The sequence below is a fragment of the Paenibacillus sp. FSL H8-0260 genome, assembly GCF_045040625.1.
GTDB classification, from domain to species: Bacteria; Bacillota; Bacilli; order Paenibacillales; family Paenibacillaceae; genus Paenibacillus_AQ; species Paenibacillus_AQ odorifer.
Map to the genome: position 1 here is coordinate 3712646 of NZ_CP150298.1, position 14772 is coordinate 3727417.

Consider the following 14772-nt stretch of genomic DNA (forward strand, 5'->3'; position numbering starts at 1 on the left):
TCCTTAACAAATTGGATTAGTGGAATCTTTTATATAATTCGCATACCATCCAGGCCCGTTGGTTTGATCAGCTGTAGCTCCAGGGGGAGGCTGTAGGCCAAAATTCATCGTCCCTCCAGGGGGAAATTTGAAATTCAAAAATTGTAAGCCTACATTATTAAATTGCATCGAGTATGATGTTTTACCGCTACTTGGATCTACTGTTAGCACGATATCACCGATACCCATTTTAATAACTCCCTGTAAATTAAAGAGCTTACCCTGTTCTCCTCCTCCGGGTAATTGCAATCCAAGAAAGAAGTTATATTTCGGACGTTCAATATTCACTGGAACATTAGATTTGGTCCATGCTAACAACACACGAGTAGTGAAAAGTGTATCCGCTGCAAGCATACCCGCATTCCCTAGATCCAGCTCAAACTCAAAGCCTGACCAAGGTCCTTTAATATCAAGAGGCTGTGGTACAGAAATTGCAGTGTTAAAGAGGATAAGTGGGATATAACCCAATTCTGATGGCAATTTTCCAGAAGAAGCGAACGATACAAACCTTTTAAATTTTAAAGGCAATCCAAAGATCAAACTTTCCTTACGTGGTTGAACTTGTTCAGGAGTTATCAGGATATCTGAAGTATCCATCCAGATACTATCCCTCTTCATAGTGGATTCATCAAAGACAAGGCGGATCAACTGTTTCGAGAATGGAAGTCCGGATTTCTTCGATTTGCTTGCATCCTCCGCACTTAAACTACCATACGAGAAAGCATCAAGTCCTTTAATGTTCTGAAAATCCATAAATCCCATAAGATTAAACCTTGTTTCAAATTTGGGTCCATTTGCTATTTGTACAGTATCAATGCTGGCACCAGAAATCTCCACATGATGGAATACACTACTCTCCAGCTGACATTTGTTTGATTTCGGGGTATTAAAGACGTAGAGGTTGGTTTCACCGTGATTTTCTCTACGCCCTGTAAAGAAAATGGATTTTAAGCCTGATGATACAGTGAGTTGATCTCCCTGCGAAATCACTTCGTTTACAGATTCCTCAAACATATGTTTTACTGTCAACTGAACTTCGCTTGTAAAGTCTTGAATCTCTGAGTTAAAAAAAAGTGCACGTACAGATAAAACTTTAAAATCGAAATCATCTTCAGTGTATACAGGAATTGGGTTCCCAAAGTTGTTCACTTGATCGTAAACTGGATCCATATAGTGAACTAAAGCGAATAAAGAGCTGTCCTTTTCGAGAACGATCTTCCCATTCACTTCCTCAGGAATATTCACATTAATACCTATATGATGCGCGTGAAAGAGATCCTTCTCCATCCCGGCATTCAGCACCTTCAAATCACTCGGCATTGCCTTTTGTTTAATGTCTACCTTTAATGCTAATATCCCAGTCCAACTGGCTTGTTGAATTTTATGATTAAAAAGAGCATAGAAAGGATCCTTTTGCGTTAAGGCATCCTCGAAATATTCGCGCAGCCAAGCAGAAAGCGCGAATAATTCACCGTTATCAGATTTATTAAACGTATCCGCATTAGTCCAATTTTGAGGTTTTTCTACTAAATCCTTAAGCGTTCCTTCACAAAATTTCAGAATTATTACATTCTGATAGTTACCGTATTTATTGTCAGCCTTCTTATTGTTGATATGGAACGGCCATTCCGAAATATCTAATTCATCCATAAATTGACCAACAAATGGGTCCAGCGGATTAGTGATGACAAGAAATAACTGATTGGTTAAAAATGCACTTTTCAGTTGCGAACTTATCATTCCTAATTTCAGATATTGAGTAGTCCCTGTGCCGTTAGCGATTTGTGCTAATAAAATACTCTCCCAATTATCATTTATATCTGCTTCAACCAGTAGACCTTGTGGAGTTGTCGTTTTTCGCAAATCACCCTCAATAATAGGAAAAGTAATGACCGCATGATTTGATATTCCTGTAATATTTCGTTTACGGACTGGATGAATAACCTGGTATTCATACTGAGTCGCTACCTCATCCTCAAAATCTGATATATCACTGTTCTTCATACCCACGTATGGAACAAGAGGATATAGATGCTCTGCAGTTAACAGGGAAGTTTTTTGTTGATCATAAATTAATGGACTGGGTAAGTTTGGTGGTGTTAATCGTACTTCTGTCGTTTTAAATAAAACAGCATCTTCAGGTTGGGAGACGTAGATATTCTCTTGTGATTGATTATTTTGGACAGAAATCCATGAAGTTGTACGATGAGATTGTAAGAGTTCCGGAATCGTCGCATCACCACTTGTGAACCTTTGTTCTTCAAGAGAAGGAACAGGAAATATCGGGGCTAACGCCGGTTGATAGGAAACAAAATTAAGCATGTGCCCGTTTCTGAAACCTATAGTTTCAGTGCCGGATAATCCACAGAGTAAATGTCGCACATCCTTAGTTCGCTCGCTTAGTTTCGCCATCTGAATTTGGAAAGGTCCACCTGGAGTCCAGTACGGTTCATAATCGTTATCCTCCAGTCTAAACTCAGAGCTAAAAACTATAGGTTTTAACATAATGGGATGTCCGAAATCGGAACGAAAAGGAGTCTTAAACAGATTAATGTTTATATCAGTACTTTCATCTGGTAATATTCCAAACCGGAAAGCTGTTGGAAGCTTTTCTTTGGCGAGTGGGAAAAGCGGATTTAAAACACACTGAAAGCGGTATGGTGTATCGGTATCTCTAGTTCCTGTTATTCCAAAATGCTGGCTTTTTGTTTTTTGTTTTCCGGCTTCATTATAGAAAAAATGATAACGCAAACCTACAGGTAACTGGGTCACAGGTAACTCTGGAGATGGATAGAAATTTAATCCTTTATCATTTAATTTCGCACGTGTATCAAACTTAAATGAACCTGACTCTTTGCCATGAAGAGCTAGGACTAAGTTTTGAATCCCTACTTGTATATAACTATTTTCTTCTGAAGAGTTACTATAAGAAAGGAAATTAATTATCCCTTGATCTCCATACTGATTAAACAGAAATTGATTTCCTGCAGTCGGTTGAATAGAGATTTTTTCAATAAATTCAAGCTTCAGGCTCGAATTGTTAATAAATAAAGGGTTGTCAAAGTGTGATATTCCACTACCACTATTAAGCTGTGATACAAGATAACAGTTTTTTATTACTGCCTCTCCTCTATCGTTACAGTCACACCAGAAAAAGTACCTAGAAACATACATACGACTGTCACTCTCATAACAAGGACCTTGCTGATTGTCCATAAGTTTCAATATGGAATCCAGAAAGGCATTATGGTCTGCAGGTTCCTTTTCGCAAAAAACGTAACTGCCTATGTTATATGACCAGGATTTTCCTAAAGTTATGGATACGGGAGTTGTCCCTCTTGCAACAAAACCAACCCATAGTCCTTCCGCTCCATGATGTCTATATAATGAGCCAGTTGAGTTTGTGAATATCCGATCGAAAAAATCAATGAATTCATAATAAGGCTGATTCATATAAAGTTCTCCCTCGTTGAATATGTCTTAAGCTCTAGTGTTGCATTATGAAATAATAATATTCATAAGATCGTTGAGATTACTTTCAACTTTCAAAAATAAGAACATATAAAAACGTCTACTGATTCACTAAACGAATCAGTAGACGTTTTCTCATTTATCCTACTTTATCTCTCCCATAAAGCTTCTAAAGTTCTCGACGATATCTTTGGATCGGGTATGGTGCAAATAATGCTCCCCATCAAGCAACATCAATTTCCCGTGTAAGGAGTCTTTAATCTGTTCTTTATGCAGGGATTCCCAGCCTGGAACATCCGTATTTTCTTTCACTAGGAAGAAAATAACAGGAAGATCTTTTGGGAAATTTAATGTTTCCGTGGCTTTGAAATTACTTTTAAAATGCTCTGCTTCGCTGATGATATTTGGATTCATCATGTTTTTAAGTGAAATCATTCTATTTTGTTCTTTAGTTTCCTCATCATCACTTGGTGTAACGATTTGGGCTGGATTGAGCTTTACCAGCAATCTCATAAATCCTGAGTTTTTAAGCAGCTTATAGGTTCCTGATGGAAATTCTTCATCGTTGCCCCCTTGTGTGGGTACGCTGCTGTCGATGCCTACGAATGCACTAACTTCGTTTTCGTATTTGTTCACATAGTCCAGTCCGTAAATTCCCGCTATAGAATGTCCCATCAGAATATAACGATCTATCTTTAATTCTTGTAAAGCTTCATGAAGCTCACTCACGATATTGTCGACCGTTCGTTCTTTTGTGGTGACATCGCTTAGTCCATAACCAAACGGCTCAACTACTACAACTTTATAGAAAGGAGTCAGTTCATCTACAAGTGGTTTGAAATCAATTACGGGTGATGCGGTTCCAAACCCTGGGAGTAACACGACTGTTTCCTTGCCTTGCCCTTGTATGGTAACATTCATCTTTTTCCCGTCGACAGGTACAAGCTGACCATAGGGTTCTATTTTTCCTTTCTCCACTTTATTGCTGATCACATTGACTGTAAAAACGATGACCAGAAAAAGTGCTATGAGTATGACTATAGCGACTATTACTTTAAGTAAAATTAATAATGTTTTTTTCATACTTTCATTTCCTTCCTTGGTGTTTCTTTTAGTTTCTCCAACTTCTGCACCCCTTCATGTTATCCCTTATCTTTTGTCTATTTCATTCTAACAATCCAGTCTTAGATCCTGTGTAACGCAAGTTTAATTGATTCTTAACTTTCACCAGCTCCTAAGGATAACGAATTAAGCTTCTGTTAAGATTTATATAACAAAAAACACCTCTAGATATCCGTCGATCAGCCATAGGCTAATCTAACGTTATCTAAAGGTGTAGTTTCCACTTATTAGTTCATTGATTATTTACGCGCTGCACGAAGCTTCTCAGGGGTTACGTCATTTCCATCCGGATCTAAAATTGTCACGCCAGAAAGACTGTTACGAACTTGTCCACGAATTTCACGCAGGTAGTCTTCACGCAAAGCGATCTGTTCAACCCATTCGCCTTGTGTCAGGCCTACTTCACGTTCTTTCTTAGCTAATTCATTGATGCGAGTCAAACTTGTAATCATCTATGTTCCTCTTTTCTTAGTTTTAATTAGCTTACTAATGGTTATGGCGATTAGTTCCAGATTCAAGCTAAATTATCGGCCATTTGTTTCATAAGTCTTCTTAATAATAAACGCTCTTCAGGTATAATTCCGGCTAGTAATTTATCCAGCTGTTTGTTCCAGATCTGTTCCACAGGTTCGCAGAGATTACGTCCGGCTGGGGTTAGATACACTCGGCTAACTCTGCCATCTTCAGAATCTCTTTTTCGAACAACAAACCCATGATTTTCAAGAGATTTCACCATATTTGTTATGGTTGGAGGCTCACAATTCAAGCGTTCACTTAGCTGTATCTGTGTCATTCCATCTGTTCTCCATAACCGGCATAATAACTGTTCTTGACCCACATGAAGATTAAGTTCTCTAAGCAGCTCTGCATAATCTCTACGCATTTCCGCTGATATTCTATCCAGTAGTTCCCTTATCTCATCTTCTATCACAGATATTTCCTCCGTACTGCCTTACAAATTACTTAGCAAGCTAATAATATCACGATTTATTAAAAATTTCAAATAAATGTCCGTAACATTCATCCTGTTTGCTGACCAAACCATTAAAAAAGGAGTAAAACCACAAGATCACGTAGTCTCGGTTTTACTCCTGCCCAGTCGACACTTGACTTCGTTCTCAATTATTTTGTGGAAGCCGCACTTCAAACATCGTCCGCACTACACTGCTTTGTGCAGAAACTGTTCCAGCATGTTGTTCCACAATGTTTTTAGTGATAAATAAGCCCAGTCCCGTACTCCCTGTGGGATGCGTTCGCGCTCGATCCCCGGTGTAGAACATATCAAAAATACGCGGCAGCTCTTCCGGATCAATACAATCTCCATAGTTAATGATCTCAATAACGACTTCATTTTCCTCTAAATACCCATGAATATCAATAAATTGGCCGTCGCTTCCATATCGCGCTGCGTTGGTGAGGAGATTCTCAAATACACGTGCCAGCAGCTCACCGTCACCCTCTATCTTCAGAGGTTGGGTTACATCTAAGCGGGAAGTAAGACCATTTTTCTCAAAAACGGGATATAACTCTTCATTTAACTGCAAAAGAAGCTCACTCAGGTCGATCGAGGTTTTTTCAAGCGTAAGCTTACCATAGTTCATTCTTGTGATTTCAAATAGCTCATCAATTAATTTTTCCAAACGTTGAGATTTAGTATAAGCAATCGTTGTGTAATGTCTGGTCTGTTCTGGCGTTAATTCATTATCCTTCAGGATAAAATCCAAATAACCTATAACCGAGGTAAGTGGTGTACGCAGATCATGTGCCAGATTTAATACAAGTTGATCTTTACTGCTCTCCGCAAAGTCGCCCCGCTCAATAGCTTCCTGAAGATGGTCAATAGCCAGATTGATATCATGGCCAATAAGGCCGAATTCATCTTTAGATGGGATATCTACCCGCTCCGAGAAATCACCCGACGCCAGCTGATGGATCCCTTTCGAGATTTCCTTGAAATAATTTGCATATGGTTTAGTAAATATAAAAAAGAATAAGATGGCCAAAGGAATGAAGATAATCAGAAATGCATTAACATCACCGATATCCCGCATCAAGTAGCGAACTTTAGTCAATGGATTTTCTAATAAGACCTCTGATCGATAATATCTCTGCAGAATTTTATAGATTGAAAAGGTAATTCCACCGGATACAAGCATACTGGCCATCAGCAGCATAATCATTTTTGTGCGAAAGCTATAGATCATTTTAGGCATTGGTTGTATACCCTTCCCCTACTATTTATCTTTGTAGTGACAATGGTATATGAATTCATTCAAAATCTCAAATCCTTCGAATCAAAGATCTTTCCGCAAAAAAATCCGCAGAGAAATGATATATGAACAGCTAAGCAAGAATACATAAGCCAGCCCTAGGATTATAAAGGGAATGACTGTACCTTTCACTCCAAAACTCAGCCATCTGTTCACATCAGGTATCCACTGGATCAAAAAGCTAAACACGTTCGGTCCAAACATTACAATCATCATAAAAACAAGATTAACCACTTGCGCTCCCTTTGCCCCTAACCAGTAATGAATCGGTAAATAAAGCATCGCAAGGAGAGGGAATATGGATAACGTAATACCAACCTCTTGCCAAAAATGAGGGGTTACGGCTTTACCTGTTACAATAATCAGGAGATAGGTAAAGGACGTGGCTGCCAGCCCAACAAGCGCATACGGGAGGATCGAAAAATATTTGGCACGGACAAGCTCTTGTCTCCTTACAGGGAGATTAACGAGAAACCGTTGTGTCATCTGCTGAGTATCCATTGAGCAGGAGCTTATCAATAACAGCATGGGTGGCATTACCGTAAATAAACTGAAGCTATGATAGTTCGAGTAAGCTATAAAAATAAAAAAGGGGATTAGCAGCATCAGAAATTTACGCAGAAGAATGAAGTCTTTTTGAATTAAAAAAAATGATTTATACACTTTACGTCCTCCTTAGCTTATAACTCTTCCTTGCTAAACAATCGTAGTGAAATCCTATAAGAGCAGTACAATATGGAGAGATAAACAATCCCTATCAAACCAATCGACAACAGATGATCCTGCAGCTTTATGTCGGTAATTGTTAAGAAAAAGGATGAATTTGAGAGTGAAGATCCAGTGTTCAGGGTGGTAATCGTTATTACTACATTAAAAAGGATATTGAAGTAATAGTTTTTGGAACCAAGCCAATAATGAATCGGCAGATAAATAGACGCAGCCAAAGGAATCATAAGTAACGTTAAAGATACCCCTATCCAATAAAACGGGCTAATGGAATATCCAAATGAAAAGGAAATTAGTAACAAAGCTAAAGAGCAAACCAAACCGATGAAACAATAAGGAATAAGTGATAAGTATTTAGCCAAGATAATCTCTTGCCGTCTTACTGGTAACCCTATCACAAACTTTGTGTTGTTATTCTGTGCATCCATAGAACAGGAGTATACGAGCAACAGTAAAGATTGAAAAGTAGCAAACATGCTGGAGTTATCCAGTTGAACATATGCGATGAACAAGATACTCAAGAGAAATATAGGGATAAAATTCCGCAGGAGAATAAAATCTTTTCGAATCAGCAACAAGAGATTAAACATACAAAGCGTTTCCCTTTACCGTAAAATACATGATTTCTTCCAGAGTAGGCGTTTCGCATATGGCATGACCTCTAAAGAAGTGTTCCCCCTCAGAGCGATTGTTCAGAAGCCCCTCGAAACCAACTTCCGTCTCTCTAAGCCCGATGAACCATTTTCGTACATCCCGATCAAGCAACTCTTTATTGCCTTTTACCAGCATGTATTTGTTGGCTAGAGATTCTTTCATTTCATTAAATACTAGGTGCCCTTCGTTCACAAAAACAATATAGTCCGCGATCCGGTCCAAATCAGTCGTATTATGCGTTGAAAAAAGAATAGACTTCTTCTCATCCTGGATATGCTCACTAAGCAAATCAAGCAACTCTCTTCGGAATATAGGATCAAGTCCTGCAGTAGGTTCATCCATTATGAGCAGATCTGCACCATGTGATAAGGCAATGGCGAGCGAATACTTCATTTTCATTCCTTTGGAGAGCTCCTTAATCTTTTTCCGCGGGGAAAGCTTGAACATCTCTATGTATTTCCTATACGTTTCTTGATCCCAACGACTATAAAAAGGAGCAATAATCTTACTCATCTGATCGATGGTTAATTGATCGTAAAAGTAATTCTCATCGGAGACATAGCCAATCCGATCCTTATTCTCTGCTTCATGGATAGACATCTCCTGGTCAAAAATCTTGACGCTGCCATGATCAGGAAACACCATCCCCATCATCATTTTTATTAATGTTGTTTTCCCTGCCCCATTCGGTCCAATTAGCCCCGTGATATACCCTTCTTTAATACCGAACGTAAGTTCGCATAGGCTAAAATGGCCATATTTTTTAGATATTTGGTCCAATTGAATGACTTCTTTCATTCTGTCTCCTCCTCATAAAGCAATTTCAACATCTCACTAAACTCAGCAAAATTAATCCCCAGCATTTTACTCTCGTCGATAATCTCCTTCATTTTGTTCTCCATAATCCGTAGCCGTTGTTCCCGAATAAACTCCTGATCTGCACCAGAAACAAAGGAACCTTTCCCCACAATTGAATTGATAAGCCCTTCTCTCTCCAGTTCTTCATAGGCTCGTTTCGTTGTAATTACGCTAATCTGCAGCTCTTTGGCTAATAGCCGGATAGAAGGTAATGGGGTGCCAGACACTAACTCTCCTTGCAGAATCATCTGGCGGATCTGGCTGACAATCTGTGCATAGATGGGTTCACCGGAAGTGTTGGATATCAATATGTTCATGGAATCGTGCCCTCACTCCTAGTTTATGTGTTATCAATGTATATATGTAATATATACACTATACCCATTGTTGTCAATTAACTTTCTAGTATCGGCGAAAAAGCTGATTCCTAGGATCTAAGAACCAGCTTACACAGTTATCAGATATTTTCTCTATCACAATAATCCCGCACTTTTTAAAAAACGGCTAACAATATCTATCTGATAGCGAATCCGTAGCTCACGATCAAGGCTCCAGCAGGTTTCCACAGTAAATGCTTTAGCCCCTAATATACGGGTAACGGCTGCCCTTGAGGAGCCGGGGCGCTCCCGTATACGGATATTAAAATGATAAGCGGTTTTGGGAATCGTTCGATTAATGCCTTTGATGACACGTTTTGCTGTACCTGTTCCTCGGCTTCCCGGAGTGACGATGATCGACTGGCCAAGTCGCTTCGGATTTTTTTGTGACAACCCATTTGCTTCATGAAGATCCAGAAACCAGGTGGGACGATATCTTAGTACTAGCTGTAGCAAAGCTGAAGCTAATGGATGTTTTGCCGCTGTTTTGCTAGAACGTGGAAAGGTGCGGTTTAAATCGGGTACACCTCTGATCCGTTTGCGGTAAGCTTTTTGATTCATTAGAGGTACTACAATGATCGTGCCCCGGTGTATATACAACCTTCTCTGGTTAAAACGTTCTACAATGATCTGTGCGGCACGAATACTTCCTGTCTCATTCCCATGTATCCCCGACACCACCATAAAGACAGGACCAGGAAGCTCACCTCTAATCACATAATAAGGAGTAGCATAAGCTGTGGACGATGCTAAGGTATAGCTTTCAACGATCATAAAGGATCACCTCCACATTTAGATAATCCATATATGTGTATTCCGATGTCCCCCAGTTGTCCTAGACAGATAAGCAAGAAGAAACGACGTGGTCTTTTTTAAAGATAGCATTCGTTTTTCGTAGAAATACAATCAAAAAAAGCCTGATTTCTCAGGCTTCCTTAGTCCTAACTAGTTAATTTATTTATACGCCGGGAGCCAGTCTCCATGGGCTGTGATCAGCTCGTCGCACATATTTGTAATGTCATCCATCGACAATTCAGCTGCTGTATGTGGATCAAGCATTGCGGCGTGATAGATATGCTCTTTCTTATGGGTAATCGCTGCTTCGATCGTTAACAACTGTGTATTAATGTTTGTACGATTCAGTGCGGCGCACTGTGGAGGCAGATCTCCCACGTAGGTCGGAGTTACTCCGCTTCTATCTACTAAACAAGGGACCTCTACACATGCTTCTTTTGGCAGATTGGTGATGAGACCTGTATTCATAACATTGCCACCTATTTTGAAAGGCACATTAGTTTCGATAGCTTCCATAATATAAGACGCATATTCATGCGAACGTTCATGTTTAAGTTCTTTGTTATTAACCAATTCTTCACGCATTTGTTGCCAACGTTCAATTTGATCTACACAGCGGCGTGGATACTCGTCGAGTGGAATTTGAAACCGTTCGATAAGCTCAGGGTAATTACGTTTGATAAAATAAGGATGATACTCTGCGTTATGTTCCGAAGATTCCGTAATGTAGTAACCGAATTTAAGCATCATTTCATAACGGACCATGTCTCCGTGATGTTCTTGTTGCTTCTCAGCGGCACGGCGTTTAATTTCCGGATACAAATCCTCGCCGTCTTTAGTAACCTCCAATAACCAAGCCATATGGTTAATCCCAGCGATCTTAGCCTGAACACCTGTCTGATCCATACCCAGATGCTCGAACAAGCCCGGAATACAATGCTGCACACTATGACATAATCCCACCGTCTTTACACCGCCATAGGTATTCATCACATTGGTCAGAACTGCCATAGGATTCGTATAGTTCATAAAGAGTGCGTCCGGACAAACCTCCCGTACATCCGCAGCAAAGTCCAGCATCACTGGAATAGTACGCAGGTTACGGAAAATCCCACCTATGCCAACTGTGTCCGCAATCGTTTGCCGCAAGCCATATTTCTTCGGAATTTCAAAATCTGTGATGGTGCAAGGATCGTAGCCTCCCACTTGGATTGCATTAATGACATATTTAGCTCCACGCAAAGCTTCTTTACGATCCGTATAGGATTTCACAACACAAGTGCTGCCGCTGCTCTCTTTTATATTATTTAGCATATTCTCGGAATCTTTCAGGCGTTGTAGATCAATATCATACAGGGCAAGTTCAAACCCTTGCAGGGCTGGCGTTCTCATACAATCTCCCAACACGTTTTTGGCAAATACGGTGCTACCCGCTCCGATAAATGTAATTTTAGACATGTGAAATATTCCTCCTTATAGGTGAGGTGAACGGTATTAACATCGCAGTTTTATGGAGTAGAGTAAACTATAATCCCCTTATAAACACTAGGATGTCAGATCATAACCGTCTGCTCTCTTCACTAATCACTATAAATGAGAGCGGTCCCAATGAGTATGGAGAAATACAAGAGATATATGGACGTTTGTTGCATTTGTATATTCAATCCTATAATCTAAATGTATTATAAAAGCAATCTTGGGGAGGTTCTAAGTAAATGGCTTTAGAGCATTATCATTTTACAGCAGGGTTTAATCTGGCTCCCGATGATCATGACCTATCTGTATTATTCAGCGGAGAAGGCAAACCCGTTCCTGGCCATAAAATGGGCCCATCTGTTCATGATTACTATCTCATTCACACAGTAATTGATGGGGAAGGTGTTTTTCAAAGTGGCAGTAATTCGCAGGGATGTAGTAAGGGGGATACCTTTGTTATTTTTCCGGGGGCGTTATTTAGCTATCAGGCAGACATGGATCGTCCGTGGACATATGTATGGGTGGCCTTACAAGGGGAAGCGGTTGAACAGTTACTACACGAAGTGGGAATTACAAGGGACAAGCCAATAATCCACTTAGATAACCTAATAGAGATACATAAAGTATATGAACATATTCGTTTATCCTTTCAGCAATCTGCTTATCCTCGACTGGAGAGCTTAGAAGCTTCGGGTTGGCTGCGGCTGCTAGTGCACAAATTCGGTGTTGCGAACATAAGTTCGCTTCCCTCTCAATCGATAGAATTACCGGATGTTATCGACCGTCAGATCGATCAAGCGATCCGTTGGATTTCTCTACAGTTTCATCAACAGATCAGTATCGACCATATGGCATCGTCTCTAGGCTATCATAGGGCGCACCTCTCTAAAGTCTTTAAACAAAAGATCGGCATGTCTCCCAAACAATATTTATTAAAGGTTCGTATGGATAAAGCAAAAAAACTGCTAGGAGGCACGCTGACCATCGACCAGATCTCTTCCTCGGTCGGTTTCAATGACGCGTTATACTTCTCCAAGCAGTTCCGTAAGTGGAGCGGCATGTCTCCCAGTGAATTTCGAAATCATCTTCGAACGGGCAAGTGATTGATGTATCTTACGTTTATTTCATGGCTTTAGATAAAATTGAGCTTACAAACGTTGTCTTTCCTTCACAATAAGCATCAATATCATAACGATGTTGTTCTGCCAAGCGTTTTTTGACCTCTGCATACGCTTGACGCGCTGCTGTATTCGATCGCAGATAGTCTCTGAAAGCGATATGCTCCAAGTAGCCTTTTCCATCCTTAGGACATACATACAGATGATATTTCATAAATCCATCATCCTGAAGTCTTTGAAACGCTTCTCTTCCCTCTATTCCCAAGTTCCCTTGGTGTTCATATCCATGCTGTTGTAAACGTTCTATGATTTGTGGGAGTACATCGTAGCTGTCCATCACAAGATCAAGGTCGATGATAGGTTTAGCAGCTAGCCCTTCAATCGAAGTACTGCCCACATGCTCGATAGAAATAATAAGATCTCCGACATAAGATAAGAGCTGTTCTTTTAATCTATTGAATTCTGCCTTCCACTCTGGGTTATACGGGACAACCTCTATAACTTTCGTCTTCTCAGCGATGATCAAACACCTCCCGGGTATAATAAAAGGTACTGTAATCCGTTTCTAGCTAATCTCTGGTATATCCTCTTTCTCGATCACTCTATAGACGATCCATATGCATAAAGCGGCTACAACCAGCGTTCCCCCCATTAAGCAGACACCACTCCAGCCCCAATGCTGCCATGCAAAACTTCCCAGCGTGGATCCAATCGCTCCACCTGTAAAAGTGCTGACCATAAAAACAGTATTAATACGACTGCGAGCCGCTGGTTCAAGTGCATATATCCGTGTTTGGTTACTGACCTGTGACCCCTGTACCCCAAGATCCAGAATAATAACTCCAGCAATCAAACTCCAGATCGTAAATCCGGCTAAACCAAAAAATCCGTAAGCAATTAATGTAATTAACAGTAGGATTCCTACAATCTTTTTAGGAGCAATTCTGTCTGCTAACCTCCCGATAAATGGAGCACCAGCAGCACCTGCTACACCAATAAGACCAAACAATCCTGTAATAGAGCTACTGTAGTGATAAGGTTCTCCTTCCAGAAAGAAAGCTAGAGAAGTCCAGAACACACTAAAGCCGCCAAACATGCAGGCCCCAATTAAAGATGACTCACGAAGCGTCGAATATCTGCGAATCAGTTGCCCCATTGATTTCAGCAGATCTGAGTACGAGGAATTATTGTCTGGTTTCGTTGCCGGGATTAGCCGATAAAGAATAAGGGATAACAATAACATGACTACTGCGGCAATCCAGTACATCGCTCTCCAGCCAAACATATCCCCTATAATTCCGGATATTGTTCTTGCTAGCAAAATACCAAAAAACAATCCGCTCATTACAGTGCCTATAACCTTCCCCCGCTCCTCCGGTAAAGCTAACTCAGCCGAGAGAGGAATGATGACCTGCGGCACCACCGTAGTTATGCCGATAGCAAAGCTGGCGATATACATCCAAGTGAGGTTTTGTGCGGTAGCGAAACCAATTAGTGACAGTGATACAGCAATAAGAAGTCCTGATATCAGTGTTCTGCGTTCACGAATGTCACCTAGTGGAACAAAAAATAACATTCCCAGCGCGTAGCCGATTTGAGTAAGCATCGATACATATCCCACTGCGTTAGAGGAAGCATTAAATGTGCGTCCTATCTCAGCTAGGAGCGGCTGATTATAATACATATTTGCCACGCTTAGTCCTGATGCAATGGCTAGAATTAGGATGAATTGCTTAGATAGACCTTCTCCTACACGAACAGCAGCGCCTGTGATAGATTGTGTCATGAAATTATGTGCCTCCGTTCACGTATGCTGCTTCAAACAGCGAGCTTTATTTTCCCTAATATATTATAACAGCCAATGTC

At 40.3% G+C, this 14772-nt stretch carries 14 protein-coding genes; 1 reads left to right on the forward strand and 13 read right to left on the reverse strand.

Going from position 1 to position 14772, the window contains the following annotated elements:
• Nucleotides 1-3 precede the first annotated feature (3 nt).
• The 11 genes from MHI51_RS16390 to MHI51_RS16440 all read right to left on the reverse strand — a co-directional run bounded on the left by MHI51_RS16390 (nt 4) and on the right by MHI51_RS16440 (nt 11770).
• Nucleotides 4-3492 (reverse strand): hypothetical protein, encoded by a 3489-nt coding sequence (locus tag MHI51_RS16390; RefSeq protein WP_076218048.1) that lies wholly within the window; start codon nt 3490-3492, stop codon nt 4-6.
• A gap of 162 nt (nt 3493-3654) precedes the next feature.
• Nucleotides 3655-4593, reverse strand: a complete 939-nt coding sequence (locus MHI51_RS16395) for an alpha/beta fold hydrolase (RefSeq protein ID WP_076218049.1) — start codon at nt 4591-4593, stop codon at nt 3655-3657.
• 278 nt (nt 4594-4871) lie between these two features.
• Nucleotides 4872-5084 (reverse strand): DUF896 domain-containing protein, encoded by a 213-nt coding sequence (locus MHI51_RS16400; protein ID WP_036676956.1) that lies wholly within the window; start codon nt 5082-5084, stop codon nt 4872-4874.
• Between the two features lie 62 nt (nt 5085-5146).
• Entirely contained in the window at nt 5147-5563 is a 417-nt protein-coding gene (locus MHI51_RS16405; protein ID WP_248548678.1) for a MarR family winged helix-turn-helix transcriptional regulator, read from the reverse strand.
• A gap of 187 nt (nt 5564-5750) precedes the next feature.
• Nucleotides 5751-6845, reverse strand: a complete 1095-nt coding sequence (locus MHI51_RS16410) for a HAMP domain-containing sensor histidine kinase (RefSeq protein ID WP_036676951.1) — start codon at nt 6843-6845, stop codon at nt 5751-5753.
• Nucleotides 6846-6926: 81 nt separating this feature from the next.
• Nucleotides 6927-7565, reverse strand: coding sequence for an ABC-2 transporter permease (locus MHI51_RS16415; protein ID WP_076218050.1), 639 nt, complete (start codon nt 7563-7565; stop codon nt 6927-6929).
• A gap of 17 nt (nt 7566-7582) precedes the next feature.
• Nucleotides 7583-8218, reverse strand: coding sequence for an ABC-2 transporter permease (locus tag MHI51_RS16420; protein ID WP_076280407.1), 636 nt, complete (start codon nt 8216-8218; stop codon nt 7583-7585).
• Nucleotides 8211-9080 carry an ABC transporter ATP-binding protein gene (locus MHI51_RS16425; protein ID WP_076126629.1) on the reverse strand — a complete coding sequence of 290 codons (870 nt, stop codon included), beginning with the start codon at nt 9078-9080 and terminating at the stop codon, nt 8211-8213. The genes MHI51_RS16420 and MHI51_RS16425 overlap by 8 nt, the downstream gene beginning before the upstream one ends.
• A complete protein-coding gene (locus tag MHI51_RS16430) occupies nt 9077-9457 on the reverse strand; it encodes a GntR family transcriptional regulator (protein ID WP_076126630.1) in 381 nt (126 codons plus the stop codon). Before MHI51_RS16430 ends, MHI51_RS16425 begins: the two co-directional genes overlap by 4 nt.
• Nucleotides 9458-9613: 156 nt before the next feature.
• Nucleotides 9614-10291, reverse strand: coding sequence for a succinylglutamate desuccinylase/aspartoacylase family protein (locus MHI51_RS16435; protein ID WP_076218052.1), 678 nt, complete (start codon nt 10289-10291; stop codon nt 9614-9616).
• 180 nt (nt 10292-10471) lie between these two features.
• Nucleotides 10472-11770 (reverse strand): alpha-glucosidase/alpha-galactosidase, encoded by a 1299-nt coding sequence (locus tag MHI51_RS16440; protein ID WP_076132990.1) that lies wholly within the window; start codon nt 11768-11770, stop codon nt 10472-10474.
• A 257-nt stretch (nt 11771-12027) separates the two neighbouring features.
• Between MHI51_RS16440 and MHI51_RS16445 the strand changes: the two genes are divergently transcribed.
• Nucleotides 12028-12891, forward strand: a complete 864-nt coding sequence (locus MHI51_RS16445) for an AraC family transcriptional regulator (RefSeq protein WP_076218053.1) — start codon at nt 12028-12030, stop codon at nt 12889-12891.
• Between the two features lie 16 nt (nt 12892-12907).
• Here the strand turns inward: MHI51_RS16445 and MHI51_RS16450 are convergent, their stop codons facing one another.
• Both MHI51_RS16450 and MHI51_RS16455 read right to left on the reverse strand, forming a co-directional pair.
• A complete protein-coding gene (locus MHI51_RS16450) occupies nt 12908-13426 on the reverse strand; it encodes a GrpB family protein (protein WP_076218064.1) in 519 nt (172 codons plus the stop codon).
• Nucleotides 13427-13471: 45 nt separating this feature from the next.
• On the reverse strand, nt 13472-14692 hold the full coding sequence (locus MHI51_RS16455; protein WP_076106745.1) for an MFS transporter: 1221 nt from the start codon (nt 14690-14692) through the stop codon (nt 13472-13474).
• Between the last annotated feature and the right edge of the window lie 80 nt (nt 14693-14772).